The 26138-nt window shown below is 41.4% G+C and carries 26 protein-coding genes; 11 read left to right on the top strand and 15 right to left on the bottom strand.

What is annotated here, in order from left to right; all coding sequences use genetic code 11:
• Positions 1–2: 2 nt before the first annotated feature.
• The 3 genes from AA0X95_RS25600 to AA0X95_RS25590 all read left to right on the top strand — a co-directional run bounded on the left by AA0X95_RS25600 (position 3) and on the right by AA0X95_RS25590 (position 3136).
• On the top strand, positions 3–1316 hold the full coding sequence (locus AA0X95_RS25600) for a purine/pyrimidine permease (protein WP_413303176.1): 1314 nt from the start codon (positions 3–5) through the stop codon (positions 1314–1316).
• A 174-nt stretch (positions 1317–1490) separates the two neighbouring features.
• Positions 1491–2015: a PadR family transcriptional regulator gene (locus tag AA0X95_RS25595; protein ID WP_413303173.1), complete on the top strand. Its 525-nt coding sequence runs from the start codon at positions 1491–1493 to the stop codon at positions 2013–2015.
• A gap of 119 nt (positions 2016–2134) precedes the next feature.
• The gene (locus AA0X95_RS25590; protein ID WP_413303171.1) at positions 2135–3136 is read left to right on the top strand and encodes an alpha/beta fold hydrolase; all 1002 of its coding nucleotides are present in this window, start codon (positions 2135–2137) and stop codon (positions 3134–3136) included.
• A 127-nt stretch (positions 3137–3263) separates the two neighbouring features.
• On the opposite strand, the gene ade is transcribed toward AA0X95_RS25590, so the two are convergent.
• Positions 3264–5009: an adenine deaminase gene (gene ade / locus AA0X95_RS25585; protein ID WP_413310259.1), complete on the bottom strand. Its 1746-nt coding sequence runs from the start codon at positions 5007–5009 to the stop codon at positions 3264–3266.
• A 225-nt stretch (positions 5010–5234) separates the two neighbouring features.
• Between ade and AA0X95_RS25580 the strand changes: the two genes are divergently transcribed.
• From AA0X95_RS25580 to AA0X95_RS25560, 5 genes are all read left to right on the top strand, one after another.
• Positions 5235–5693: an SRPBCC family protein gene (locus tag AA0X95_RS25580; RefSeq protein WP_413303168.1), complete on the top strand. Its 459-nt coding sequence runs from the start codon at positions 5235–5237 to the stop codon at positions 5691–5693.
• A gap of 79 nt (positions 5694–5772) precedes the next feature.
• The gene (locus AA0X95_RS25575) at positions 5773–6708 is read left to right on the top strand and encodes a dipeptidase (RefSeq protein ID WP_413303166.1); all 936 of its coding nucleotides are present in this window, start codon (positions 5773–5775) and stop codon (positions 6706–6708) included.
• Positions 6705–7733 (top strand): P1 family peptidase, encoded by a 1029-nt coding sequence (locus AA0X95_RS25570; protein ID WP_413303163.1) that lies wholly within the window; start codon positions 6705–6707, stop codon positions 7731–7733. Before AA0X95_RS25575 ends, AA0X95_RS25570 begins: the two co-directional genes overlap by 4 nt.
• Before the next feature lie 5 nt (positions 7734–7738).
• On the top strand, positions 7739–7969 hold the full coding sequence (locus tag AA0X95_RS25565; RefSeq protein ID WP_413303161.1) for an excisionase family DNA-binding protein: 231 nt from the start codon (positions 7739–7741) through the stop codon (positions 7967–7969).
• A 105-nt stretch (positions 7970–8074) separates the two neighbouring features.
• The gene (locus AA0X95_RS25560) at positions 8075–8443 is read left to right on the top strand and encodes a DUF488 domain-containing protein (RefSeq protein WP_413303158.1); all 369 of its coding nucleotides are present in this window, start codon (positions 8075–8077) and stop codon (positions 8441–8443) included.
• Between the two features lie 73 nt (positions 8444–8516).
• Here AA0X95_RS25560 and trhA read toward each other — a convergent pair whose 3' ends face one another.
• Entirely contained in the window at positions 8517–9164 is a 648-nt protein-coding gene (gene trhA / locus AA0X95_RS25555; protein ID WP_413303156.1) for a PAQR family membrane homeostasis protein TrhA, read from the bottom strand.
• A 132-nt stretch (positions 9165–9296) separates the two neighbouring features.
• On the opposite strand from trhA, the gene AA0X95_RS25550 reads away from it, so the two are divergent.
• The gene (locus AA0X95_RS25550; RefSeq protein WP_413303153.1) at positions 9297–9881 is read left to right on the top strand and encodes a DUF1836 domain-containing protein; all 585 of its coding nucleotides are present in this window, start codon (positions 9297–9299) and stop codon (positions 9879–9881) included.
• Between the two features lie 54 nt (positions 9882–9935).
• On the opposite strand, the gene AA0X95_RS25545 is transcribed toward AA0X95_RS25550, so the two are convergent.
• From AA0X95_RS25545 to AA0X95_RS25535, 3 genes are all read right to left on the bottom strand, one after another.
• Complete coding sequence (locus tag AA0X95_RS25545; RefSeq protein WP_413303151.1) at positions 9936–10094, bottom strand: hypothetical protein; 159 nt, start codon at positions 10092–10094, stop codon at positions 9936–9938.
• Between the two features lie 43 nt (positions 10095–10137).
• The gene (locus AA0X95_RS25540) at positions 10138–11640 is read right to left on the bottom strand and encodes a glycosyl hydrolase family 28-related protein (RefSeq protein WP_413303148.1); all 1503 of its coding nucleotides are present in this window, start codon (positions 11638–11640) and stop codon (positions 10138–10140) included.
• A 206-nt stretch (positions 11641–11846) separates the two neighbouring features.
• On the bottom strand, positions 11847–12596 hold the full coding sequence (locus tag AA0X95_RS25535) for an RDD family protein (protein ID WP_413303145.1): 750 nt from the start codon (positions 12594–12596) through the stop codon (positions 11847–11849).
• A 154-nt stretch (positions 12597–12750) separates the two neighbouring features.
• Between AA0X95_RS25535 and AA0X95_RS25530 the strand changes: the two genes are divergently transcribed.
• Both AA0X95_RS25530 and AA0X95_RS25525 read left to right on the top strand, forming a co-directional pair.
• Positions 12751–13065, top strand: a complete 315-nt coding sequence (locus AA0X95_RS25530; protein ID WP_413303142.1) for a DUF3892 domain-containing protein — start codon at positions 12751–12753, stop codon at positions 13063–13065.
• Positions 13066–13094: 29 nt separating this feature from the next.
• Positions 13095–13670, top strand: a complete 576-nt coding sequence (locus tag AA0X95_RS25525) for a GNAT family N-acetyltransferase (protein WP_413303140.1) — start codon at positions 13095–13097, stop codon at positions 13668–13670.
• Positions 13671–13701: 31 nt separating this feature from the next.
• Here AA0X95_RS25525 and leuD read toward each other — a convergent pair whose 3' ends face one another.
• The 10 genes from leuD to AA0X95_RS25475 all read right to left on the bottom strand — a co-directional run bounded on the left by leuD (position 13702) and on the right by AA0X95_RS25475 (position 26137).
• The gene (leuD, locus tag AA0X95_RS25520; RefSeq protein ID WP_413303137.1) at positions 13702–14283 is read right to left on the bottom strand and encodes a 3-isopropylmalate dehydratase small subunit; all 582 of its coding nucleotides are present in this window, start codon (positions 14281–14283) and stop codon (positions 13702–13704) included.
• 3 nt (positions 14284–14286) lie between these two features.
• Entirely contained in the window at positions 14287–15705 is a 1419-nt protein-coding gene (gene leuC / locus AA0X95_RS25515; protein WP_413303134.1) for a 3-isopropylmalate dehydratase large subunit, read from the bottom strand.
• Between the two features lie 102 nt (positions 15706–15807).
• A complete protein-coding gene (gene leuB / locus AA0X95_RS25510; RefSeq protein WP_413303131.1) occupies positions 15808–16914 on the bottom strand; it encodes a 3-isopropylmalate dehydrogenase in 1107 nt (368 codons plus the stop codon).
• A gap of 55 nt (positions 16915–16969) precedes the next feature.
• Positions 16970–18514, bottom strand: coding sequence for a 2-isopropylmalate synthase (locus AA0X95_RS25505; protein WP_413303129.1), 1545 nt, complete (start codon positions 18512–18514; stop codon positions 16970–16972).
• The gene (ilvC, locus tag AA0X95_RS25500) at positions 18501–19532 is read right to left on the bottom strand and encodes a ketol-acid reductoisomerase (RefSeq protein ID WP_413303126.1); all 1032 of its coding nucleotides are present in this window, start codon (positions 19530–19532) and stop codon (positions 18501–18503) included. The genes AA0X95_RS25505 and ilvC overlap by 14 nt, the downstream gene beginning before the upstream one ends.
• A 27-nt stretch (positions 19533–19559) precedes the next feature.
• Positions 19560–20081, bottom strand: coding sequence for an acetolactate synthase small subunit (gene ilvN, locus AA0X95_RS25495; RefSeq protein ID WP_309866912.1), 522 nt, complete (start codon positions 20079–20081; stop codon positions 19560–19562).
• Complete coding sequence (gene ilvB / locus AA0X95_RS25490) at positions 20078–21805, bottom strand: acetolactate synthase large subunit (protein WP_413303124.1); 1728 nt, start codon at positions 21803–21805, stop codon at positions 20078–20080. Before ilvB ends, ilvN begins: the two co-directional genes overlap by 4 nt.
• 520 nt (positions 21806–22325) lie before the next feature.
• Positions 22326–23996 carry a dihydroxy-acid dehydratase gene (gene ilvD / locus AA0X95_RS25485; RefSeq protein WP_413303122.1) on the bottom strand — a complete coding sequence of 557 codons (1671 nt, stop codon included), beginning with the start codon at positions 23994–23996 and terminating at the stop codon, positions 22326–22328.
• An 11-nt stretch (positions 23997–24007) separates the two neighbouring features.
• A complete protein-coding gene (gene ilvE / locus AA0X95_RS25480) occupies positions 24008–24916 on the bottom strand; it encodes a branched-chain-amino-acid transaminase (protein WP_413303119.1) in 909 nt (302 codons plus the stop codon).
• 501 nt (positions 24917–25417) lie between these two features.
• Positions 25418–26137, bottom strand: coding sequence for an exonuclease domain-containing protein (locus tag AA0X95_RS25475; protein WP_413303116.1), 720 nt, complete (start codon positions 26135–26137; stop codon positions 25418–25420).
• Between the last annotated feature and the right edge of the window lies 1 nt (position 26138).

The following is a 26138-nucleotide window of genomic DNA, read 5'->3' as shown; positions in this document are numbered from 1 at the left end:
TAATGAATGACGTAACAAGAAAAGACAGTGCCCTTTTGTCAGGGGTGCAAGGTATCCAGTGGGCTGTTTTTATGCTAACGAATATCATCGCAGTGCCGGTTGTAGTGGGCGCAGCTTTTCACATGTCTCCAGCAGACATTTCAACCTTTATGCAACGGATGCTATTGGTTTCTGGTGTAGCAACCTTAATACAAGTATTTATTGGCCACCGTCTTCCAGTTGTCGAAGGGGCGGCGGGAATGTGGTGGGCCATCTTTATCCTGCTCGGTACAATGAGTGCACCAGGAGGACAGGGCCTTTTACTACAGCAGCTAGAAATGGGTCTTATCATTGCGGGGTTATTCTTAGCGATAGTAAGCTTTCTGCCGATTATTGAAAAAATCCGTTTATTATTCACACCTATTGTCACTGGGGTTTATTTAATCCTACTTGTCAGCCAACTTAGCGGCTCTTTTTTCAAGAGTATTCTTGGGATTACAGCTACGAATCAGCTCAATGGAAAAATTACATTGATTTGCTTGATTGAAATTATTATTATTTTACTTTTTTCATTAAAAGCAAAAGGTATTTGGAAAAGCATGGGGCCTCTTGTCGGTATCATGGTTGGCTGGACCTTGTTCCATCTATTCGGATTCATACATCAGGGGCAAATCTATAAACCAAGTAGTTGGTTTGCGCTGCCGGAACTTTTCAGCTGGGGAGCTCCCAAGTTTGATTTAGGGATCGTATTGACCTCCGTTATTACTTCCGTTGTGTTAATCTCGAATGTAATTGCGAGTATTTTAGTAGTGGGGATTGCTCTTGAAAAAGAAATCCAGCCAAAGCAGTATCAAAAGGGAATTTTCGGTAACGGAGTGAACTTGCTTGTTTCGGGAATATTTTCGGTTGTCGGCGTTGTTCCTTTGTCTGTTTCAGCAGGTTTTATCACAACAACAGGGATTAGAGCAAAACGCCCTCTTTTAATTGGAGCTGTTTTAATCATTTTAATTGGATTTTTCCCTTATATAGGCGAGTTTCTATCGACTTTGCCACTGGAGGTAGCTTATGCGTCCTTGTTCATTCCATTCTCGCAGATGATGGGTTTTGGCATTCGGGATTTAATGGGCCAGGAGCCATCCTCCCGAAATTTACTAGTTATCGGCCTTTCATTGATGGTAGGGATCGGGATGATGTTCATGCCACCAGTAGCATTCGAAAGTGTCGAGCCATGGCTGAGGAATATTATCGCTAATGGTTTACTTGTTGGATTGATGTCCTGTCTGTTGTTTGAACATGTGCTGTTTAGGGAAAAGAAGGTTGATGAGAGAACAAATTAATATTAATTCATCTTTACAGATTCCCCTTGCCCATTGATTGGTGAGGGGTGTTTTTATTGAAGAGTACCTGTTAAAAAAATTTATTAATTACGTTTACCAGTTGTTGACATTGGAAATATATTGTATTAAAGTATAGATATCCAAGGTTGAGTATCCAAGCAAGGAGGTTAAAAAATGTCTAAATTAATTATTCTGGGTCTACTTAAAAACAAACCCATGCACGGTTATGAGATTCAAACAATTATTCAAGAAAGCAGAATGGATCAGTGGGCAAATGTTTTATCAGGTTCGATTTATTATGCACTGAACAAGATGGAAGACGAAGGCATTATTGAAACAGTTAAAGAAGAGAGAACTGGAGCACGGATTCGAAAGATTTATGGGATTACCGAAAAAGGGGAAGCGGAATACTTTGTTTTATTAAAAGATTATTTACGCTCACAGCCGCATTCGTTAAAATCCGATTTTATGTTGTCACTGGCGATGGTAGGTCAGCTTCCAAAAGAAGAGACACTAAGTATTTTACAAGAAAACTTGCATATCCTTGAAGCGACAAAGACAGAATGGCACCTAGGGCAGGCAAATAAATCGGTTAGTGGGGGATATCATCCAATCATGGAACTTGCTTTCGAGAATACCCTTCAACATATTGATGCAGATATCCAGATGGTTAAAAAGGTTATTGATATGATTAAGTGATTTTTTTATTAGAATATCCAACGTTGGATAATAAACATAGACTAGTGATGATGAAAAAAATTTATCCAAATATCCAATATTGGATAAACAACATTAAGTATATTAAAGGAGCGATTAATATGAATATTTTTGTAAAAGAAAGACCGATTTTGGATCAAAAGGGTAATGTGAAAGAAGGAAGTATCACGGTATTGGAAAAAGTACTACTTGGCGGGGTGGAACAGCATGTTCTAATTCGTGGTGAAAATGTTGATAATCCTGTGTTGCTAATGATTCATGGTGGTCCAGGTCAAAGTGAAATCTATTTATCCCACTTGTTAAATGGGCCGCTGGAAAAGCATTTTACAATTGTTAACTGGGACCAACGTGGGGCAGCGAAATCCTTTTCAAAAGCGGTGAAGGCAGATTCAATGAATTTAGAGCAGTTTCTTTTAGATGCGGAGGAGTTACTTCAATTTTTACAAAAGCGCCTAAATAAGCGCGAAGAAAAGTTTTATCTACATGGACATTCGTTTGGTACCATACTTGGTATGTTAATGGTGGACCGTTACCCGCAATATTTTCATAGCTATGTGGGGGTAGCTCAAGCAACGGGATTACTTGAGGACTTACTGGTTTCCTATGACTATGTTATGAAAAAAGCAGAAGAGTTAGGGAATCAAAAAGCACTAGAAGATCTTAAATCGATTGGAAGGCCGCCATTTAACCAGTTTTCAAAAGGACTATGGAAGTATTCAGTATGGTTAGAGAAGTTCGGAGGGAAAACACATAGTAAGCCTGGAAGGAAAATTTTTAAATACATTTTTTCTGCGCCAGAATATAGCTTGGTGGATAAGATTAATTTCTTTAAAGGGGCCTTGTTTAGTGTAAAGCATATGCATCAGGAGCTACTTCAAACAGATTTGCGTGAGCTTGTGAAGAAAGTAGGGATTCCTGTTTATTTCTTTCTGGGGAGATATGATTACTCCTTACCATCGGAATTGGCAGAACAGTATATGCTGAATTTGGAGGCACCAAAGAAAGAAATCGTTTGGTTTGAGCAATCAGGGCATATGCCACAATACGAAGAAACGGAAAAATATCAAGAGCAGTTGTTAAGGGTATTAAAGAGAAGGGACTAGTGCTGGTGAAGGGAGAAAAAACGGGTGGACGGTAACTGGTCGAGGTGACTAGGGCCGGTGAAAGAAGAAAAAACCGATCCAGTGGCACTAGAACACAAGAAAAGCCAGTCGAATGAAACTGGCTTTTTTATATAGATGCATCAATGCTAATATGTTTAAATTTAGAAACCTTGAACAATCCCTGGTCAGTCAGTTTTAGTTCGGGAATTACAGGAAGTGCCAAGAAGGACAGAGTCAGAAATGGATTAAATTCACCGCTAGATCCTATTTCTCTAAGCGCTTTGTTAATCTCATTCAGCTTATCATTAACCTCCTGGAAGGGACGGTCAGACATTAATCCTGCGATGGAAAGCTCTAATGAGGCAAGCACTTCACCTTGATTAACAACCACCATTCCTCCTTGCATTTCCTTAAGCGTATGGGCTGCAAAAAGCATATCATGGTCGTTCGTACCAGCGATAATTAGATTATGTGAATCATGGGCGATAGTGGTGGCAATCGCACCTGATTTTAGCCCTAACCCTTTCACAATCCCTAGTCCAACCTCCCCCGTCATATGATGGCGCTCAATAACGGCCAATTTCAATTGATCTCTTGTAATAGAAGTTTGAAATATACCACTTTCGGAAATTACTACTTCCTCCATAATATGTTTAGTTACGAGACTATTGGGGATGATTTCAATGATATTTGCTTTATTGCCTTTTAGAGGGATTTCAAAAGTATGCACTAACACCTCGTGAAAACGAACGGAATTCTGTAGGCATCCTGTTTCTGTGATTTTCTTTTCTGACCCATAAACTAACATTAAAAGCCCATTCTTCCATACGGGCTTTCCATCCTTATAAACGTCAACAATCTTTACTATTTCAAGGTCATCCATAAGGATGAAATCCGCTTTATATCCAGGTGCAATAGCCCCTTTTTCTGATATTCCAAAGCACTCCGCTGCATTGATCGTCGCCATTTGAATTGCAGTGATGGGAGAAAGACCTGAGGAAATGGCCAGTCGTACATTGTGATCGATGCTGCCTTCACTAATCAAGTCATCTAAATGTTTATCATCTGTAACAAACAGACAGCGACGTGAGTTGTAACTGGTAACGACCGGAATTAATTGCAGTAAATCCTTTGCCACGGTACCCTCGCGGATCATCAGGTACATTCCTCGTTGGAGGCGTTCTTTTGCTTCGGCAGCCGTGGTGCTTTCATGATCTGTTCGTATGCCTGCAGACATATAGACATTCAAATCATTCGCACTGAGCCCTGCGGCATGGCCATCGATCTTTTTACCAAATTTCTTGCTGTCCACTATCTTATCGAACATGTCTTGTTCTGCATGTAAGACAGCAGGGAAATTCATTACCTCCGCTAAACCGAGGACACGCGGGTGCAGATAAAAAGGCCTTAGATCCGCTGCTTTAAGGATAGCTCCAGAGTGTTCAAAAGCGGTGGCGGGAACACAAGATGGAAGCATAAAGTAAAAGTCAAAAGGGAGGTTTTCGGAGGAATCTAGCATATATTGTATTCCTGCTGCACCGCACACATTGGCGATTTCATGAGGATCGGCAATTACGGTGGTTACACCGTGCTGAAGGAGAACTTTGGCAAATTCACTGGCAGTCACCATAGATGACTCAATATGAACATGCCCGTCGATGAAAGCCGGTGAAACATAGCAGCCTTTTGCATCGATTATCTGTTTGCCTTCGTATTCCCCGATGCCCGCAAAATAACCATCAACAATGGCGATATCTCCCTTAATGATTTCACCATTAAACACATCGATGATTTTTCCATTTTTAATAACTGTATCTGCAGGTTCTTTTCCGGATGCAACCGAGATTCTTCTTGATAATTGGTTTCTCTCCATCATTAACAATCCTTTTTTGTTAGATTTGTATTTTATTTTTTCTAACTTAAGTTACATTATTCTATAACCGTTGGATCAATTCTTTAATGCTGGGAGGTTATTTAACAGACTTTCTCAGTGGTTCTTTGTAAGAATATATGTCCAAAATTGAACGGCATCGCAGTATTTATTTAAAAATTTGTGTCGTATAATAGGAATAACAATGATGCCAATATGGAGGAAACTATGAGTAAACTTTTTGTCGACAAATCGATTACAATTAATGCTCCTGCAACTAAAGTATGGGATGTACTTACTATTAGTGAGTATAATGCCGATTGGGCAAAGGAATTTTCAAGCGGCGGTCCGCAGTTCCATCTTGAGTCTACTTGGGAGCTGGGAAGTCCAGTGCTTTGGAAAGGCCAGGATGGTACAGTGATTGTTGAAGGTAACGTTACGGCTGTTGAGAAAAACAAAATTATTCGCTTTACCGTATTTGACGTTCGAAGTGCGGAGAGGCATGCGGTGACAGAGGAAGACGGAATCACCTTCCAACTGCTTGAGGAAAATGGGAAGACTACCCTACATATTTTACAAGGTGACTTCTCAGCAATGACCGATGGAGAGAAGTACCGAGATATGAGTGCTGACATTTGGGACAAGGTGCTGCCAAAGGTTAAAGAGATGGCGGAGCAAGCAAACTAAATTTTATTTGAGCTAGGTACCTCTCTACCTGGCTCTATTTATTATGGTAAAATTTTCATAAAAAAGGAGATCACTTAATATGAATATCATCGACTTACATTGTGATGCGCTGCTAAAGCTCCAAGAAGCAAAAGGAGTACTAAGATTTGCAGATGCACCGGATTTACAAACCAATAAAAATCGATTACAGCAAGGACAAATAAAGGTTCAGTGCTTTGCTATTTTTATCGAACCCGAAATTAAAGGAGACCATAAATTTCAAGTGGCACTTGAACAAATTGATTATTTTTACAAAGAAGTGCTCGGAAGAAATCCGGACATGGTACATATCAAGGAATGGTCTGATTTTGACCGCTTAAAAATTGGCCAAATTGGGGCAATGCTGACACTCGAAGGGGTAGACGCCATTGGCAACGATTTAGCTAAACTGCATATTCTTTACAGGTTAGGGGTCCGGTCAGTAGGGCTGACCTGGAATCAGGCAAACCTGGCTGCAGATGGAGCAGGAGAACCCCGCGGAGCAGGACTGACTCTTTTTGGAAAAGAGATCGTTGAGTTTAATAACGAGCATCAGATCCTTACAGATGTTTCCCACTTAAGTGATAAGGGGATCTGGGAGGTCATTGAGCTGGCCAAGTATCCAATTGCTAGCCATTCTAATGCAAGAGCACTTTGCCATCACCCACGTAACTTAACCGATGAACAGGCGAAAGCAATGTTTGCCAATGGTGGACATATTCACGTTGTGTACCATCCACCATTTGTAAAAGAATCTGGAGAGGTGAAAATTACTGACCTGGTGAAGCATATCGATCATTTTTGCTCGTTGGGCGGTGTGAAGCAAATTGGATTAGGTTCCGATTTTGATGGGATTTCCACGTTTATTACCGACCTGGAAGACGCCTCTAAGAGCCAAAATCTAATCAACGAACTATTAAAGCATTTTAAAGAGGAAGAAGTAAAAGGCTTTGCTTATGAAAACTTCCTTAACTATCGCCCAGGGATTAAGCGATGAAGGCAAGGGATGCAGGAATACTCATTGGCAGGCTGCCAACGGGTGGAAAGAACTGTATCACGGATGTCGCTGGGGTCTTGGTTGGCCATGTGACGTTGGATTTTCCACTTGAAGAGAGTGGAAAGGAGTATGCCTGTACGGGAGTAACAGCCATTTTACCGCATAGCGGCGATTTGTTTAGGGAAAAGGTCACTGCAGCAAGTTATGTGCTCAATGGATTTGGAAAAACCACCGGTCTTGTGCAGGTGAATGAATTAGGCTTACTCGAATCGCCTATTATGTTAACAAATACCTTTGCAGTACCAGCAGTTACGCAAGGTGTTTTGGAGTACATGCTTCAAGAAAATCCGGAAATTGGAGATACCACTGGGACAATCAACATAGTAGTGGGTGAATGCAATGACAGCTACCTAAATTCTGTTAGGCTTTTCCCAGTGAAGCCGGTGCATGCAATTGAGGCAATCAAGAATGCAACTATTGACCAGGTAGTAGAAGGAGCTGTTGGAGCAGGGAAGGGCATGATGTGCTTTGGCTATAAAGGCGGGATTGGTTCATCTTCCCGTATGGTGGAAGAGTACACGGTCGGCTGTCTTGTTCTAAGTAACTTCGGAAAAAAAGAGGAGTTGCAAAGGTATCGCTATGCAGGGGGAGAAGGGTTATCTGAAACCTCGGATGGGTCCATTATCATTGTTTTGGCCACTGATGCTCCGTTAAGTGACAGACAATTACAACGGTTGGCGAAACGCTGTGGTATTGGGCTTGGGAGGACTGGTAGTCATTTTAGTCACGGCAGTGGTGATATTGTTATTGCTTTTTCAACTGCACAAAAGATCGCTCATTTTTCAGAGGATAGGATGGAAACCCGAGTCCAGCTTCGAGAGGATCATTCAATTATGAATCAGCTATTTATGGCTGCTGCCGAAGCTGCAGAGGAAGCTATCTTAAATTCACTGTCTCAAGCTTTCACTACAAAAGGGAGATTGGGACGAGTGGTCAATCAGGTTAATTTTTCAATAGAGGAGTAGTAACTTTGTATCTTACTATAAAGGAAACAGCAGAATATCTAGAAATGCCAGAGGCAAACGTTAAAGGCCTCATTCAACAAAAGAAAATACGCGCCGTTTTTGATGGGGAACAGTACCTAATCAACAGGGACCAATTCAGTACTCATCTAAAACAACTGGAAAAATACAAAGAACTGATTGAAGAAATCCTAAATGAGCCCATACCGGAAAGCATCGACGTCAAGGACGAGGATTAATATTGGTGTCTTTTTTGGTGTCATTAGTGGTATCAGGCACCATCCGTGGACAATGTCCGTCTGGAAAGGACAGTTTTGTCCATGAGACTATGGTGAGGTGATAGGATGAGTAATATTTTTCTTAAGAGGGTTTATGAACCGTATGATGATACGGATGGATGTCGGATATTAATTGACCGGCTGTGGCCGAGGGGGATATCTAAAGAAGCGGCGAGATTGTCGTATTGGTTTAAGGAGATCGCCCCAAGTAATGAGCTGAGAAAATGGTTCTGTCATAAGCCAGAACTGTTTGAAGAGTTTCACAAGCAATACATAAATGAACTGTGTAGCGATGAACAAAAGCAACAGATGATTGAGCAAATTATTGATTTGAGTACTAAAGATAGGGTTACACTTTTGTATGGAGCAAAGGACCCTGTTTATAATCATGGAGTAGTTTTGTACGAAGAACTAAAGAGGATTGTAAATCACTAGAAATGAAAAATTGAAAGCATTAGTGAAATGTGGCTGACACATATAAAATGGTCAGCCTTTTTATTCTTTTTCATTATATTACATACAAAAACACAGAGAAAAAATGTGCCAGGCTTCCTAGTAAAATAAAAATATGAAAAATCTCATGAAATCCTAGGTATTTTGTTTCTAAGAACTTCGGCTTTGCCCCGTATATTACCCCGCCAACTGTATAAAAAATCCCCCCGAGTATTAATAATACTAAGCCCATTGGGTTTAAGCTTCCTGTTAACGGAGAAAAAACAAAAACAATCATCCAGCCCATTGCAATATACAATGCAGTAGAAATCCAGCGTGGGCAAGTAAACCACACCATTTTAAAAACAACCCCACTAATTGCAACACTCGAGATAATAGAGAATAGAATGGCGCCAGTTTTTCCGTTCAAACTGATAAAACAGAAAGGGGTATATGTTCCAGCAATGAGTACAAATATCATTGAGTGGTCGAGCCGTCTTAAAAAGGCAATTACTTTGTCATGTGCAATAACCATATGATAGGTGGCCGAAGCGGCATAAAGCAGGATCATACTAACCCCGAAGATTATGACTGCTGTAATAGCCAGTGGGGAGGGATCCGTCATTGCGGTTTTAATGACCATTGCGAGGAGCCCAACAAAGGCCAAAACTGCTCCAGCTAAGTGAGTCAGTCCATTAATGGGTTCACGAATATAATTGTTCATATTTAAATTCCTCCTAACACGACATGTAGTTTTAATAACTACTTATAATGATACTTATGTAACTTCACCTAGTCAACAACTAATTCTTTAGGTATAATGAAAAATATAATGAAGATGAGCGGGGTTTACGGAATGGAACATATTAACCAAATTATTAATCAGCTTGGCCTGGAGACGAACTTAACTTTGGAAGAGATTCCAAAGATTGATTTATATATGGACCAGGTTATTCAATTATTTGAAAGTAAATTTAACGAAACAAAACGGAATGAGGACGAAAAGATTCTCACCAAAACAATGATCAATAACTATGCAAAAGGGAAGTTAATTTTTCCAATTCAAAATAAGAAATATTCCAAAGACCATCTGATTTTAATTAGTCTGATTTACCAGTTAAAAGGGGCACTTTCGATCAATGACATTAAAGTAACTCTTGATGGGATTAATAGGATGATTGTAAAAGAAGAGTTGGATGTTGATTCTTTTTATACCAGCTATCTTCATTTAACCAGCCAAAACGCGGTTGATTTTAAAGAGGACATCGAGCAAAGAGTGAGGGAAGTAAAAGGAGAAATAACGTCCTTACTGAGCGAGGATTCTCCTTATCTTGAACAAGTGTTGATGATTTCTTCGCTTGTTCATATGAGTAATTTATACCGAAGAGTGGCGGAGAAGCTTGTCGATGAATTAGAGGTTGATAAAAGGCATAAGAAATGACGTGTGAAGGCACACGTCATTTTATTTATTAAATCTCTTTCACTGATAAATAGATTATTCCTTGTTATTGGTCATGGTATCTTCACCATTAACTGGGTGCGGCTGGCCGTAGCCTTCAACATTACCCGCATGCTCTCTGTGATATTCTGATCCGGAGCCTTGACGATTATTTTTAGCTTGTTGCTTCTCATTTTCATTCGATTGATGTGACAAAATTTTCACCTCCTAAACACATCTTAGAATGCTTATTATTTGTTTAATTATTCAAAGGTTGAAAAACTTTGATATTTCCGAGCTTGATAGAATCAGCACGATTGTCGCCACCATAAACTTTAATATTTTCTCCAGCATGATTAAAATCTTTAAATGAAATGTTGTTTAGAAGCACATTTCGAGCACGGTATTGAACAGCAATTACCGGATTTCCTTGATAGTCGTAATATGGATCTCCGATTAAAGTAAAATGATTGATCACCACATTTTTATAAGCAGAAATCACCATGCCGCGGGGGGTGGAATCCTTATATAAATTGGAAAAAACAGGTGCGATAGCAGCAAGATTCATAGCCAAAATGTTAAAAGCAGTTTGTGATTCTACTTCGGATGCTTTATGGTGCCCGATATGCCGGAAGTTAAAAGAACGGTTATCGTTGACAGAAATATGCCCCACGATTACTACATTTGAGGCTGCCGAGGAATTTTGATGGGCTTTAATTTCTACCCCGCCAAAGCATCTAGCAGATGAATTATTCACCAACAGCACATTTCTTGATCCGTCATCCACTTCGATTCCATTTGAATTAGAATAGCCTTTTTTGTGGGCTCGTCCACTAGGATCGCACATATGCGAATGAGAAATCCAAACATAATCACTATGGTGAGTGGTGATTCCGTCATCACCAAAGCCATAGCCGGTAAGATTGTCCAGCCAAACGTACTTACTGCCACCACGTGCACGGTATCCATCACCGGCGTAATTGTAAAGGGTGGAGGAGATATCAAAGCAATGAAGCCCAGGGTTGATTCCTTCTACATCCTTAACCCAACCATACGTCACATTAGCGTATGTTAAGCAGCTGGAATGGTTCCCCCATGTACTTGTTTTTGTTGCTTCCCCGAGCCTTTCAACATTCCAATCTAAACTTAATCCCTTAATGAAAAGATGATGGTTGCCCCGCCAATGGTTTGCGTTGGTTACTAATCTTGTACCTTTTGAAGCCTGTTGGTTAAGCTTAATCGTAGTAACCCCTTTACCGGAACCCTCAATCCATGTCCAGGAGGGCAGCTTGATCCCTTTTGTCAAAAAAACTCCAGGTGGGACAATGACTTTTACCCGTCCATTACCAATTGCTTTTTTAAAAGCAGCACTGCAATCTGTGATACCGTCTCCAACCGCACCAAAATCCATTACATTTACTTCACGGATAATCTGCTTTTTCAATTGCATATACTCTGTATCAAGCGTATCCTTCCAATCCGGAACCACCATTTCTTCATCATCAACAATGATCCTCGTGGGTTTCAAAAGATGTGAAGGTTTTGAAAGTAGACGAAATAAGCCTTCCGTTACTTTTTTTAAAAAAGATGACGGCTGGGAAGGTTTCTTACCAGCTGTAGGTTCAACCGCTTCATTTAAACGCTGATTAAATAATTCTTCTGTTTCGCTGACCGCTTGCCTAATATCCAGCTGTACACCTGTGATTTGTGTAAGCATCTCAGCATTATTTCGAGGGTCGTGCGATTTATCTAGGGAAATCATACCTCTCACTCCTAAAAAAATCCTTATTAACTAGTATACCCTTTGAGCAAGGGCAATCACGCTAATAGGTTTAGGTTGGGGATTGAAGAGAATTATTTTCTCAAGAAAAAATTAAAGCCCTTCCATTCGTAATTATGGAGGGCTCTTGTTTTTGATTGTATGATGACTTGAATTTTTTTGTGCAAACATTCACAAAGTTATTTACTTTAGATGATAAGTCCAGCGACTAAGAGCGAAATAGGGAACAGACTAACGAATATTATCCGTGCAAAACTTACCTTTCCGTATAAAATGACGGTACCTATCTGATTGTCCCATGTGGACCTTCCGTTTTTTTTAAGATCGAAAAAGGAAAAATAAAAACAAATGAAATTAATAATGGGGATGCCAAATCCCATTCCTGCTGCAGTTACAAAGATACTCCTCTTAAGGGCCGTAAAAAATTTAATAGGATCACCATTGACCATTCTCAGCCTTGCATTAAGGAGGGCCTTACCTAAGGTATTACCAAAAATAGAGAGAATAGAGGCCTCTACTAAAATATAGAGAACCAGACTGAACATAAAAATGGCGATGCCTGATGATTCAACGATAAATTTTGGAGAGAAGACGGATACCAATGTAATGAGAAACAATGAAAACAAGGAAAGATCAAAAAATCGTGCTAGATAACGGACAATCGGTCTTCCATTTGGATAAGTGTCTTTTTTGACTTCCTCCCAGTTACCGGCCAAGTTGATCGGAGTTTCTTCCTCCATTCCATGATTCACCATAGAGTCAGGGAATAGATTAAGGCTTTTCACCATTTGCCAGTCTTCTAAGTCCTTTGTCCATAAAAATGTTTCAGCTGTTAAAATACCTTGTTCCAGCAATTTTCTTAATTCAAATATACCTATAGGTCCCTGTTGTTGATGATCTTGAATGTAAAACCATGCATTTCCTTCTGACGGTTCCATTTTTTATCACCCCCAATCAGGTAAATTATACCACGTGAGGTTTGAGGTGAAATTTATTAGGGGAATACAAGTATGAACAGTTTTTGACAATTTCAGGACGGGGGATAATTTTTCGTAAAGGAAAAATACTAACAAATGTTCGGAGGTGGAATGAATGGAACAACAGGATTTTGAAAAAATTTATCAAGAATATAAACAGCAAAGTGAACAAGAAACAAGCCTAGAGGCAAATCAGAATAACTCTGATGGTAAAGAAGCGATTGTTGCCGTTAGAAAAAATGAGGATGGAGATATTATTGCCTTTAAAACAAGCACAGGACGCGAATTGGACTATGTAACAGCCTTGGATGAAGCGAAGGCTGGAAATGTGGCGCACATTGATGTCTTTCATAAATATGGTAGAGATATTATCCGAAGTGAACCCGATGGTATCAAGGAAAACAATCTCGATCAGTTACCTGAATTTTAGAGTAAATGAGAGTATGAAAGGGGAATCCCATGCATTGGTATGAAAAATTGAATCAATATTTTCCTGTCGAAGAGATGAAATCACGAGAGCACATGGAAACCCTGCTGAAAGAACGCTCAGAAATTTATCATAAAGATGAAGGGCCTAATCATGTTTTGATGTATGTTGAACTAGATAACTTTATTTTTATCGATTATTTATTTGTTTCAAAAAATGCCCGCGGTGAGGGTTTAGGGCATAAACTATTGGATAAGTTGAAAAAAAAGGGAAAGCCAATCATCCTTGAAGTAGAGCCAGTTAATTATGAGGATAGCGATACTGAAAAAAGACTGCATTTTTACAAGCGGGAAAAATTCGAGCATGCTACGTCGATTGGTTATGAGAGAAGGTCTTTGGCAACGAATGAAATTAACAGGATGGAAATCCTTTACTGGGCACCAAATGATGAATCTGAGGAACTGGTTTTTGAGGCGATGAAAAAGACATACGATATGATCCACACCTATAAGGATAAACACTTTTATGGTGAGTCCTATCAGCCGGTGGAAGATGTACTTTCCTTTGATGAAGAATCGGATAATAAGAATATTTTAGACCATATCTAAAAATGAGCCTGGAATCCCAGGCTCATTCAAATTAACGTGCTAATTCATATTGCTTGATTTTATCTTCATAGGTTAAGGTAACCCCAATCTCATCCCAACCGTTAAGCAGCATTTGTTTAGGATAGGGAGCGATATCGAATGTCATCTCGAAACCAGAGTTATCAAATACTCTTTGCTCCTCAAGATTGACCGTTAGAGTATAGCCCTCTGCATCAGCGTTTTTCATAATGGTTTGTACCTGTGCTTCACTAGCTTGAATAGCAAGAATTCCATTTTTTACACAGTTATTTTTAAATATATCGGCGTAGCTTGGTGCGATGATCACCTTAAAGCCAAAATCCTGTACGGCCCATGGAGCATGCTCACGGGATGAGCCACAGCCAAAGTTCTCACCAGCAACCAAGATGGAGGCACCCTGGTATTTTGGCAGATTCAAAGGGAAATCAGGCCGTAGATTGCCAGCATCATCAAAGCGCCAATGATAAAAGAGGTATTGACCAAAGCCGCTTCGTTCAATTCGCTTCAAAAATTGCTTCGGAATAATTTGATCTGTATCTACATTTGGCCTGTTTAATGGACAAACAAGTCCTTGGTGAATGCGTAGTGGTTCCATATGCTATATAACCTCCTGAGCAGTGAATTGACGGACATCAACAAAATGACCTGCAACTGCAGCAGCTGCAGCCATTTCTGGACTGACGAGATGCGTCCGTGCGCCATTACCTTGACGTCCTTCAAAGTTCCGGTTAGAAGTGGATGCACAGCGCTCGCCTGCAGGAACGATATCATCATTCATTGCTAAACACATACTGCAACCAGCCTCTCGCCATTCAAAGCCTGCCTCTTTAAAGATGACATCTAAGCCTTCTTTTTCAGCGGATAATTTTACACTAAACGAACCGGGCACCACGATAGCAGTAACAGAAGGGCTAACCTTTCTGCCGCGCACGACTTCAGCCGCTTTTCGTAAGTCGCTTAACCTGGAGTTTGTACAAGAACCAATGAAAACATGATCAACCTTAACGTTGGAGATAGGTTCTCCAGCCGTAAGTCCCATATATTCAAGAGCTCGGTTAATTTCGTCCCGTTCGCTTGGTCTATCAACATCATCTGGGCTTGGAACATTGGCTGTAACAGGAATGCACATACCAGGATTTGTTCCCCAAGTAACCTGTGGCTCGACTTCTGCAGCATCAATTTCAACCACTGCATCATAGGTTGCACCTTCGTCGGTAGCCAGTGCTTTCCACTGAGCCACAGCTTCATCGAAGGCTTCTCCTTGTGGCACATGACGGCGTCCTCTTAAATATTCAAAGGTTGTTTCATCAGGAGTGATCAAACCCGCTCTCGCACCAGCCTCAATCGACATATTGCAGACAGTCATTCGCTCTTCCATGGACAAGGATCGGATCGCTTCACCTGTGTATTCCATCACATAACCAGTTCCAAATTGGACGCCGAACTTGCCGATGATGGCTAGAATGAGGTCCTTGGCTGTTACACCAACCCCAAGTTTGCCGTTTACTTTTACATTAAGTGTTTTTGGTGGTGCCTGCCAAAGCGTTTGGGTGGCAAGTACATGTTCCACTTCACTTGTACCGATTCCAAAGGCAAGGGCTCCGAATGCACCATGTGTAGAGGTGTGACTATCTCCACAGACAATGGTTTTCCCAGGCTGGGTGAGGCCTAGCTCAGGACCAATGACATGGACAATACCATTATCGGGATGATGAATGTCAGCAAGTATAATACCGAATTCCTGACAGTTTTCCTGTAAGGTATCGATTTGCTTTTTAGAGATTGGGTCATTAATGACAAGACGTTGTCGGGTAGGAACATTATGATCCATTGTTGCGTAAGTAAGATCCGGACGACGGACTTTGCGTCCATTTATTCGTAAGCCCTCAAATGCTTGAGGTGAGGTCACTTCATGTACGAGGTGTAAATCAATATATAATAAATCGGGTTTTCCTTCTTCTTGATGTACCACATGCTGTTCCCAAATTTTTTGGATAATATTTTTTGGTGTTTGCATAGCTTCCTTCCTCACGTTCATAGATTTTTGCTGTTGAAAAATTTGCAGGAAATCCGCCAGGCAATCGTTAAAGAACAAGCCTGACGGATTCTGCTTCACCTATTAAAAATAACAGCTGGCGATACACTTGGATGCGTTTTGCGATTTAATGTAATCTACAATTAGTTTTGTCATTTCTACTGTTCCTACAAGGCGCCCATCCGTCACTTGGAGATCCCCCGTATGGAAGCCGGCATCGAGTACAGATTGGACGGCTTCTTCAATAACCTTCGCTTCATCATCTAATTGGAAGGAATAACGCAGCATAAGAGCAGCGGATAAAATCATTGCAACTGGATTAGCCACTCCTTTTCCTGCGATATCAGGAGCAGAGCCATGAACAGGTTCATAAAGACCAAGCCCATCTTCACGTAAGCTGGCAGATGGAAGCATGCCAAGTGAACCGGTTAGTACAGATGCCTCGTCGCTTAAGATGTCGCCAAAAAGATTCTCAGTAACGATGACGTCAAAGTGAGTCGGGTTCGTAATCAATTTCATTGCTGCTGCATCTACTAACACATGTTCAACGGCCACATCGGGATATTGAGCCTTTTTCTCCTCAACTATTTCGCGCCATAGTTTACTGGACTCAAGCACATTTGCTTTGTCAACAGAGGTTAAATGACCACGCCGCTGCTGTGCAGCTTGGAAGCCTTTATCTACAATTCTTTCAATCTCTTTACGTGTGTAAGCCAGTGTGTCTACTACCGCGTTTCCGTTGTCACGGCGTTCACTTGGTGTCCCGAAGTAAAGGCCGCCTGTTAATTCACGTACAATAAGGAGGTCGCTGCCAGATACCACTTCTTCCTTTAATGGTGATGCATGGAGGAGATTTTTAAATCCCTTGATTGGTCTTAAGTTTGCATATAAATCAAGTGCCTTACGAATGCCAAGCAAGCCACGTTCTGGACGTAAATGGGAAGGGTTCTGATCCCATTTTGGTCCGCCTACTGCTCCAAGTAATACTGCATCTGCCTGTTTACAGGCATCAACGGTTGATTCTGGAAGGGGAGTGCCGTATTGATCAATGGCTGCTCCTCCGATTTCATGGGTCTCAAAGCTGAAAGAATGATTATATTCTTCTGCTACGGCACTTAATACTTCTCTTGCTGAATGAATGACTTCCTTACCGATTCCGTCACCAGGAAGTAAGACAATATGTTTTTTCATTAGAGCAACCTCCTCATTTTTTGTAAGATAAGGGCGCTAGTAAACGCCCTAATATTTAAGAAATAGCTGTTTCTTTCACTAATGCTTTTTGGGTATAAAATACTCGATTGACTGCGTTTAAGAATGACTTAGCTGATGCTTCTAAGACATCCTGTGCTGAGCCGCGGCCGCTGACTTTAGTGCCGTTAACGGTCATTTTTACGTGAACTTCTGCAAGGGCATCGCGGCCTTGGCCAACTGAACTCAATCTAAAATCAGTTAAATGAATTTCTTCTTTAATGAGTGCTTCTAATGTGTTCATTAGCGCCTCAACACTTCCTGATCCTGTACGCGCGGTTTCTACACGGATTCCTTCTGGAGTAGTTAACGCTACCGTCGCAGTTGGGAGGTTTGCTGAACCGTATTGTACTTGGAAAGCAACAAGCTCATATTTTTTCACATCGACTGCTGTCGTTTGAATATCGGTTAAAATCGTAAATAAATCCTCGTCCGTTACTTCTTTTTTGCGATCAGTTAATTGCTTAAATGCAGTGAAAGCTTCACCTAGTTTTTCAGGTGATAGGGTATAACCCATTTGCTCAATTTTATCTTTGAATGCATGTCTGCCAGAATGTTTTCCAAGGACCAAATCATTAGATTTAACCCCAACTAATTCAGGGGTGATAATTTCATAGGTTAACGTGTTTTTTAAGACACCATCCTGATGAATGCCTGACTCATGGGCAAAGGCATTTTTTCCAACAACCGCTTTGTTAGGGGGAACCAACATGCCTGTAAAACGGCTGACAAGATCGCTCGTACGTTTGATTTCTTTTAATACTAGATTCGTTGTGTAAGGATATTTATCTTTTCGGATGTTTAAGGCGACAGCAATCTCCTCTAGAGAAGCGTTGCCAGCCCGTTCACCAATTCCGTTAATCGTGCCCTCAACTTGGGTCACTCCATTTTCTATGGCAGCAAGGCTATTAGCTACCGCCATACCTAGGTCATCGTGACAGTGACAGGATAGGGCTACTTTATGAATATTAGGTACGTTTTCTCTAATGTAGCGGAACATGCGGCCATATTCTTCCGGTGTGGTATAACCAACTGTATCTGGAAGGTTGATGACGGTTGCTCCTGCATCAATCACCTTTGTAATAATCTGAACGAGAAAATCAAGGTCAGATCGGGAAGCATCCTCTGCAGACCATTCCACATGCGGGAATCGTTGGCGCGCATAAGCGACCATATCGACCGCCGTTTGTGTGACTTGTTCCGGTGTTTTCATTAACTTATATTTCATATGGATAGGGGAGGTAGCAAGAAACACATGCAATCTTGGTTCAGCTGCATCTTTTAAGGCATCCCACGCAATGTCAATGTCTGATTTTGTCGCGCGTGCCAAGCCTGTGACGGATGCGTTTTTAATTGTTTGGGCAATCGCTCGTACTGCTTCAAAATCTCCTTGTGAGGAAGCCGGGAAGCCGGCCTCCATAATATCTACACCAAATCGTTCAAGCTGTCTCGCAATTTCTAACTTTTCGAGCTGGTTTAAATTCACACCTGGGGACTGCTCACCATCGCGTAAGGTTGTATCAAAGATGTTAACGTGAACCATTTACCACCACTTCCTTCTTTGCATTTACTGGCTTTTTAATGAAAGGCATTAATGCACGAAGCTCTCTGCCAACAGTCTCGATTTGATGATTGTTTTCAGCGCGGTTGATGGCGTTGAATTGTGGGCGATTTGCTTGGTTTTCTAAGATCCAGCCTTTTGCAAACACACCAGTTTGAATATCCTTTAATACTTCCTTCATACGGGCTTTTGTATCTTCATTTACCACACGAGGTCCTGAAACAAAATCTCCCCATTGTGCTGTGTCAGAGATCGAGTAACGCATGTTTTCTAAACCACCTTCATATAAAAGGTCCACGATTAATTTCAATTCATGTAAACACTCGAAGTACGCAACCTCAGGCTGATAGCCAGCTTCTACTAAAGTTTCGAAGCCCGCTTTGATTAGAGCGGTAGTACCGCCACAAAGGACAGCCTGTTCTCCGAATAGATCTGTTTCTGTTTCTTCTTGGAAAGTCGTTTCTAACACGCCTGCACGAGCGGAACCAATTCCTTTTGCATAAGCAAGAGCTACGTCACGCGCTTGACCAGTGTAGTCTTGGTAAACAGCATAAAGGGCAGGAACACCAGCGCCTTCAGTGTATGTGCGTCGTACTAAATGTCCTGGTCCTTTAGGTGCAACTAGGAATACATCGACATCCGCCGGCGGAACGATTTGGCTAAAATGAACGTTAAAGCCGTGGGCAAAAACAAGAGCATTACCTGCTTCAAGATTCGGTTTGATACTTTCCTCGTACACTTTAGGCTGCATTTCGTCTGGAAGGAGGACCATGACCACATCGGCAACCGCTGTTGCCTCAGCAACCGATCGAACATCCACACCATCTTCAACTGCCTTATCCCATGATTTACCGGCTCTTAGACCAACCACTACATCAAAGCCGCTTTCTTTTAAGTTCAAGGCATGTGCATGACCTTGTGAACCATATCCGATTACTGCAATCTTTTTCCCTTGTAAAACTGCCTCTTGAATATCTCCGTTATAAAGTACTTTTACCATTATGAATCATCCTTTCAGGAATAGTTTTTATTTTAATAGTGAGTAAGTAGCTAGTTCGTTTACTTGCGGCTGATGACCTCGTTGGAGGGCAGTCAATCCCGTTCTGGCAATTTCTTTAATGCCGTATGGACGGAGCAGCTCAATCAAGGCATCGATTTTATCAGGACGGCCTGTGATTTGGACTGCTAAACTATCTTTGCTGACATCGATAATTAAGGCACGGAACGGATCAATAATTCCGTTGATTTCGCTTCGGAGCTGGCTGCTGCTAGCTACCTTGATGAGGGCGAGCTCTCTTGCAACAATGGCTTTATCCGTAATATCGGACACTTTTAGAACATCAATTTGCTTGTTTAATTGTTTAGTAACCTGTTCAAGACGTTGGTCGTCTTCTACTTCGACTACTAAGGTCATTTTGGAGACGCCTTCGGTTTCAGTCGGCCCAACAGAGATGCTTGAAATATTGAATTGACGTCTTTGAAGGAGGCCAGTGACCCGGTTTAGTACACCGCTTCGGTCTTGAACAGTGGCTGTTATAATCCGTTTCATGGTTTCACCCCAATCATTTCATGGATTCCTTTGCCTGGTGCAATCATTGGAAAAACTTTTTCCTGTTGAAGCACGCGGCAATCAACAAGAACTGGGCCATTGTGTGCAAAAACTTCTGGTAAGACGGTAATGAGTTCTTCCTGAGTGTTTACTTTCACACCGCGAATCGAGTAGCTTTCAGCCAGTTTGACGAAATCAGGCTGTGTATGAAGGATGGACTCAGAAATGCGGTTTCCATGCAATAGTTCCTGCCATTGGCGAACCATTCCGAGTGCTCCATTGTTGACGATAATAATTTTTACAGGAAGGTTTCTTTCATAGATGACCGATAATTCCTGAAGTGTCATTTGGAAACCACCGTCTCCAACAATTGCTACAACTGTGCTTTCTGGTGAGGCAATTTGTGCCCCAATGGCTGCAGGGAAGCCAAAGCCCATGGTTCCAAGTCCGCCTGATGTGATCCAGCGATGTGGCTGTTTAAAGGTGTAGAACTGTGCTGCCCACATTTGATGCTGCCCTACGTCGGTTGCAACAATGGCGTTTCCATTTGTTACCTTATGCACTGCTTCAATTACCCACTGCGGACACATTCCGTTTGGATCATGCTTATACCAAAGCGGATATTCCTGTTTATACTGTTGGAGGGTTTCGAGCCATACTTGGTGTTCAGGTGGTTCTACTTCATGTTGGGCTAATTCCTTTAACGCTTCACGTGTATCAGAAACAATCGGAATTTGTGTTGGCACATTTTTGCCGATTTCAGCAGGGTCAATGTCGATATGAGCGACCTTCGCATATGGGGCAAAGTGTTTAAGATTGCCTGTTAATCGGTCATCGAAGCGTGCACCAAAATTGATAAGTAAATCACAATCATGCAAAGCCATGTTTGCGGCATACGTTCCATGCATTCCACCCATTCCTAAGGAGAGAGGGCTATCAGCAGGAAAGGTGCCTAATCCGAGTAGTGTGGTGACTACAGGAAGATCGTATTTTTCGGCAAAAGCAGTCAGTTCAGCTGAAGCTTTTCCGTGAAGAACGCCTGCTCCAGCAAGTACAACAGGCTTCTTCGCTTTAGAAATAGAATCTGCCAGTTTTTTTATTTGCAGTGGATTCGGTTTGGTTGTTGGCTGGTAGCCTGGTAAATCAATAAACCCATCATTGGGTTCTTCGGTTAATGCTCCTGCCGAAATATCTTTTGGAATGTCGACTAAGACTGGGCCTGGCCTGCCGGTAGAAGCAATATGGAAAGCTTCCTTCACGATTCTTGGCAAATCGGATATGGATTGCACTTGGAAGTTATGTTTGGTGATGGGTGTTGTAATAGCCATCACATCAGCTTCCTGGAAGGCATCTGTTCCGATGACACTTCGTGCAACCTGCCCTGTGAATACTACGAGCGGCAGGGAATCCATCATGGCATCTGTAATTCCAGTTACCAGATTAGTAGCTCCTGGTCCCGAAGTGGCAATGACTACTCCAGGTCTTCCAGTAATCCGGGCATATCCTTCAGCAGCATGGATCATACCTTGCTCGTGGCGGAAAAGGATGTGGTTGATGGTTCCTTGTGCCCGATAGATAGCATCATAAATTGGAAGGACTGCACCTCCTGGATACCCAAATAATGTATCAACACCTTCTTGTTTCAATAAGTCGATTAGAAGGTCAGCACCAGTTTTGGGTTCAGTACTGGTTTGGAATTCCAGCTTTTTTGCTTCTACTTTCACGTCGTAATCCCTCCTTGTGGATATTTGAATATTAGAAAAACTCAGCGTAAAGCTGTGGTTTTGATAAAATATTGGTCCCCAAAAATAGTAAAAAAGGCCCTATTTTCCTCGAATAGACTGCAGTGAAGTACATCAATAGCAGAATAATCGGGGAGAAAAGGCCTTTCTTTTTCTCGGTACCACCCGGTTTTTACAGCATTCTTACGAATACTGCCTTATGAAGCGACAACAAATAGAATAACGCTTCTTTTGGTAACAGGTGTTAAGAAACAACACCTGATTGAGCCTACTAAGTGAAACCGTTCAGCCCAATACTCAGGGATGATGTCGGAATAAGGTGCATTACTGGGCTTCCAGCAACCCCAGCTCTCTGAAAATGCATATTCTTATTCCTTTTTTCCCGTCATCGATTTATCGTATTTGGTTGTCAAGGATGGAACGAATGGTCTAGTACCTTTACTTCTCTGTGGAAGGGGAGGGGCACTAGTGGATCCCTTTTATCTATTAACTTTGCGAAATATTATATTTTCATAACCCCGCCTGTATTAGCAGAGGTAACAAGCTTTGCATATTTTGCTAGGTAGCCAGATTTGATTTTTGGTTCTGGCTTTACCCATGCAGCAAGTCTAGCTGTTAACACTTCTTCATCAACGAGTAGTTCTATTGAACGCGCTTCTAAATCAATTAAGATTTTGTCGCCATTTTCAACAAGGCCAATCGGTCCGCCTTCTGCTGCTTCAGGGGAGATATGACCAATGGAAATTCCGCGGCTTGCACCTGAGAAACGGCCATCTGTGATTAGGGCAACTTCTTTTCCTAAGCCCCTGCCCATAATAGCGGAGGTAGGAGCTAACATTTCCGGCATTCCTGGACCACCTTTTGGACCTTCGTAGCGGATGACCACTACATGACCGGCTTTAACCGTTCCGTTATGAATGCTTTCTAATGCTTCATCCTGGGATTCAAATACGATTGCGTCTCCTAGGAATGTTTTAATCGAAGGATCAACAGCACCAACCTTAATGACGCCACCATCTGGAGCAATGTTTCCATAAAGGATGGAAAGGCCCCCTACAGGACTATATGGATTATCTTTCGTACGAATAACCATTTCATTGGTGATTGTTGCATCTTTCACATTTTCTTCAAGCGTGTTTCCGGTAATCGTTAAGCAGTCTTTATGTAGCGCACCTTCGACTTTATAAAGCTCGTTGATAATCGCGCTAACCCCGCCGGCCCGGTGAACATCATCCATCGAATAATCAGATGCTGGCATAATCTTAGAAAGATAAGGAACTCTTTCAGCAATTTTATTAATCTCGCGAAGATCGTAATCGATACCGGCTTCATGGGCAATAGCTAATGTGTGTAAAACAGTGTTCGTTGAGCCACCCATTGCCATATCTAAAGCAAAAGCATTATCAATGGCTTCTCTCGTTATAATGTCACGTGGACGAATATCTTTTTTCACCAGGTCAATTAAATGTCTAGCTGCCTGACGAATTAATTCGTGTCTTTCTTCAGAAGTAGCCACGATCGTTCCGTTTCCAGGCACCGTCATTCCTAACACTTCCATGAGGCAGTTCATGGAGTTGGCTGTAAACATTCCAGAACAAGAACCACAAGTTGGGCAGGCTTCAGTTTCAATTTCAAGAAGCTGCTGCTGACTAATGGTGCCGTTATGGTAAGCACCCACACCCTCAAATACAGAAGTGAGGGAAAGGTTTTTCCCTGTGGAAGGAGATACACCTGCTTCCATTGGACCACCTGAAACAAAAACAGAGGGGACATTCGTTCTTGCGGCAGCCATCAGCATTCCAGGTGTGATTTTGTCACAGTTTGGAATGTAAAACACACCATCAAACCAATGGGCATTAATAACTGTTTCGGCACTGTCGGCAATAATCTCACGGCTTGGGAGGGAATAGCGCATGCCGATATGTCCCATTGCTATTCCGTCATCAACGCCAATTGTATTAAATTCAAAAGGAATTCCACCAGCTTCGCGGATGGCCTCTTTTACAATCTCACCGAAATGATTAAGGTGTTTATGTCCGGGAATAATTTCAATAAACGAGTTACATACCCCGATAAACGGTTTTTCTAAATCACTCGTTTTTACCCCAGTTGCATATAAAAGGCTGCGGTGGGGGGCACGGTCAATTCCCTTTTTAATCATATCGCTTCGCATGTATCTATCTCCTAACTGACAATGGCATGGTTTGCACCTTCAGGGTAACAAGCCACTCCGTCTGTTGTGACAATTCGTCTAAATTCTTTAAGTAGTTCATTTGTAACTTCACCAGGTTTCCCGTTTTTGATGACCCGTTGATCGACTTCAATAACGGCAATGACTTCTACTGCTGTTCCGGTTAAGAACACCTCATCGGCCACATACACATCATGTCTGGTAAACGGTAATTCTCTCACCTCGTACCCTTTGGCTCTTGCCACATCAATGATGGCGTTCCGAGTAATTCCTTCTAATGCTCCTAAGTAAACAGGAGGGGTGTAAATGACACCATTCTTTACAATGAAGATATTGTCAGCTGAACCTTCAGTCACATAACCTTGGTCATTCAGCATGAGGGCTTCCTGAACCCCCACTTGATTGGCTTCCATTTTTACAAGAATATTATTTAAGTAATTAAGTGATTTAACCTGTGGACTTAATACGTCTGGGCGATTCCTTCTGCTAGCTACGGAAGCTATTTTAATTCCATTTTCGTAAAATTCCTTTGGATACATGCTTAGTTCCTCAGCAATAATGATTACGTTTGGATTGGAGCAGGATGAAGGGTCCAGGCCTAAATTTCCTCTACCACGTGAAACAACGACACGAATATAGGCGCTGTCCAGCTGATTTTTTCTAATTGTCTCAACAACTAATTGCGTCATTTCCTCCTGTGTATATGGAATATTCAGCATAATGGATTGAGCTGATTCGTACAGTCTTTTCAGGTGAGCGTCGAGTCTAAAGACGTTTCCGCTGTATACACGAATGCCTTCAAATACTCCATCTCCATATAAAAAACCGTGATCATATACTGAAATAACAGCATCCTCTTTCTTGACGAACTCGCCGCCAAGGAATATCCATTGACTTCCCAACCTAACCACTCCTCTTTAGTGATAACGTGAAACTTCAATCATTGGGGGCTTTTTCCCAATGATTGTTAGTTGAACCAATCGGGCATTTACGGGCAGTTACTTCATCTATGCTTCTTGGTTTTATTATTATAATGAAAATTTACTGCCCGTTAATGCGGGATAAACCGCTTTAAATGATTAAATATTTTTTTAAAAATACTTCCCTTGCCCATCGTAGAAAAAGTGATGTGCAAAGGCTGTGTTAATGATGGATGATTATTTTCGATAATCATACAACCAAACGATAACATGGTCAACATAAAAATCTGACAATTCAAAACAGTCAAAATAATTGGTAGCGTTTACATTCTTGTTCTTATAGGAAAAAGGAGGGAAAAAAATTTCAAAAAAATTTTTTAAATAGAGAGGGGGGCGAAAAAAAGATAAGAGGGTCGCGATTGAAATGATTACTAATAATAAAGAGAATGATAGAAGAAAACACTTTTAGGATAGTGTTTTCTATTAACCTATTTTAGCAAGGTATTCATATACCTCCTGCAAATTGGTAAATCCTCTTAATTGCGCCAGCTGTAAAAAGTGGCTCCAGATCTGTGCGGTCATCAACGCATCTCCGAGGGCGTGATGCCGATTTTTCACTTCAATTCCACATTGAGTACAAACCTCTTCAAGGGGTAAAGATTTGATTGAAGGGTTAAAAAGTCGAATTAAGAACGAGGTATCTATAATTCGGTGATTAAATTTTGTTCGTAATAGGTCCCAAGTCATTTTCTGCATAAAGGATTGCTCATGATTTGCATGATGTGCGATCAAAATATCACTATTAATAAATTGGATAAATTGGATTAAAACATCCGATCCAGGAGGTGCCATCTGCAACTCGGAATCTTGGATATTAGTAAGTGTAGAAATTTCCTCTGTAAGTGGAAGGTCTGATTTAACTAAAGAATAAAATGTTTCTGTCTCCAAGATTTGGCAACCCACCATCTTCACGGCCCCTATGGAAATCACTTGATCCCCCTTTTCGGGATAAAATCCAGTCGTTTCTATGTCAAACACGACTACTTTTAACTCGTTAAGAGGAGAGTCTAAGGTGCTTTTTTGTTTCATTTCTCTTTGTAACTGTCTAAGAAAAGCGATTTGCTGTGGAGTCGATTGCCCTTGAACACCTGCATAAATAGTAGGACTCAGCTTACCCGATATTTGTTTAAAAAATTGGATCATC

It is taken from the genome of Neobacillus phoenicis, from assembly GCF_047302305.1.
Lineage (GTDB): Bacteria > Bacillota > Bacilli > Bacillales > Cytobacillaceae > Neobacillus.
Note: the sequence above shows the minus strand (reverse complement) of the source record. Positions and strands in the feature narration are given on the sequence as shown.

What these genes read in the sequence shown, in the direction of transcription:
- AA0X95_RS25600 (WP_413303176.1), top strand. Translation starts at nt 3, where the DNA reads ATGAATGACGTAACAAGAAAAGACAGTGCCCTTTTGTCAGGGGTGCAA.
- AA0X95_RS25595 (WP_413303173.1), top strand. Translation starts at nt 1,491, where the DNA reads ATGTCTAAATTAATTATTCTGGGTCTACTTAAAAACAAACCCATGCAC.
- AA0X95_RS25590 (WP_413303171.1), top strand. Translation starts at nt 2,135, where the DNA reads ATGAATATTTTTGTAAAAGAAAGACCGATTTTGGATCAAAAGGGTAAT.
- ade (WP_413310259.1), bottom strand. Translation starts at nt 5,009, where the DNA reads ATGGAGAGAAACCAATTATCAAGAAGAATCTCGGTTGCATCCGGAAAA.
- AA0X95_RS25580 (WP_413303168.1), top strand. Translation starts at nt 5,235, where the DNA reads ATGAGTAAACTTTTTGTCGACAAATCGATTACAATTAATGCTCCTGCA.
- AA0X95_RS25575 (WP_413303166.1), top strand. Translation starts at nt 5,773, where the DNA reads ATGAATATCATCGACTTACATTGTGATGCGCTGCTAAAGCTCCAAGAA.
- AA0X95_RS25570 (WP_413303163.1), top strand. Translation starts at nt 6,705, where the DNA reads ATGAAGGCAAGGGATGCAGGAATACTCATTGGCAGGCTGCCAACGGGT.
- AA0X95_RS25560 (WP_413303158.1), top strand. Translation starts at nt 8,075, where the DNA reads ATGAGTAATATTTTTCTTAAGAGGGTTTATGAACCGTATGATGATACG.
- trhA (WP_413303156.1), bottom strand. Translation starts at nt 9,164, where the DNA reads ATGAACAATTATATTCGTGAACCCATTAATGGACTGACTCACTTAGCT.
- AA0X95_RS25550 (WP_413303153.1), top strand. Translation starts at nt 9,297, where the DNA reads ATGGAACATATTAACCAAATTATTAATCAGCTTGGCCTGGAGACGAAC.
- AA0X95_RS25540 (WP_413303148.1), bottom strand. Translation starts at nt 11,640, where the DNA reads ATGATTTCCCTAGATAAATCGCACGACCCTCGAAATAATGCTGAGATG.
- AA0X95_RS25535 (WP_413303145.1), bottom strand. Translation starts at nt 12,596, where the DNA reads ATGGAACCGTCAGAAGGAAATGCATGGTTTTACATTCAAGATCATCAA.
- AA0X95_RS25530 (WP_413303142.1), top strand. Translation starts at nt 12,751, where the DNA reads ATGGAACAACAGGATTTTGAAAAAATTTATCAAGAATATAAACAGCAA.
- AA0X95_RS25525 (WP_413303140.1), top strand. Translation starts at nt 13,095, where the DNA reads ATGCATTGGTATGAAAAATTGAATCAATATTTTCCTGTCGAAGAGATG.
- leuD (WP_413303137.1), bottom strand. Translation starts at nt 14,283, where the DNA reads ATGGAACCACTACGCATTCACCAAGGACTTGTTTGTCCATTAAACAGG.
- leuC (WP_413303134.1), bottom strand. Translation starts at nt 15,705, where the DNA reads ATGCAAACACCAAAAAATATTATCCAAAAAATTTGGGAACAGCATGTG.
- leuB (WP_413303131.1), bottom strand. Translation starts at nt 16,914, where the DNA reads ATGAAAAAACATATTGTCTTACTTCCTGGTGACGGAATCGGTAAGGAA.
- AA0X95_RS25505 (WP_413303129.1), bottom strand. Translation starts at nt 18,514, where the DNA reads ATGGTTCACGTTAACATCTTTGATACAACCTTACGCGATGGTGAGCAG.
- ilvC (WP_413303126.1), bottom strand. Translation starts at nt 19,532, where the DNA reads ATGGTAAAAGTACTTTATAACGGAGATATTCAAGAGGCAGTTTTACAA.
- ilvN (WP_309866912.1), bottom strand. Translation starts at nt 20,081, where the DNA reads ATGAAACGGATTATAACAGCCACTGTTCAAGACCGAAGCGGTGTACTA.
- ilvD (WP_413303122.1), bottom strand. Translation starts at nt 23,996, where the DNA reads ATGCGAAGCGATATGATTAAAAAGGGAATTGACCGTGCCCCCCACCGC.
- AA0X95_RS25475 (WP_413303116.1), bottom strand. Translation starts at nt 26,137, where the DNA reads ATGATCCAATTTTTTAAACAAATATCGGGTAAGCTGAGTCCTACTATT.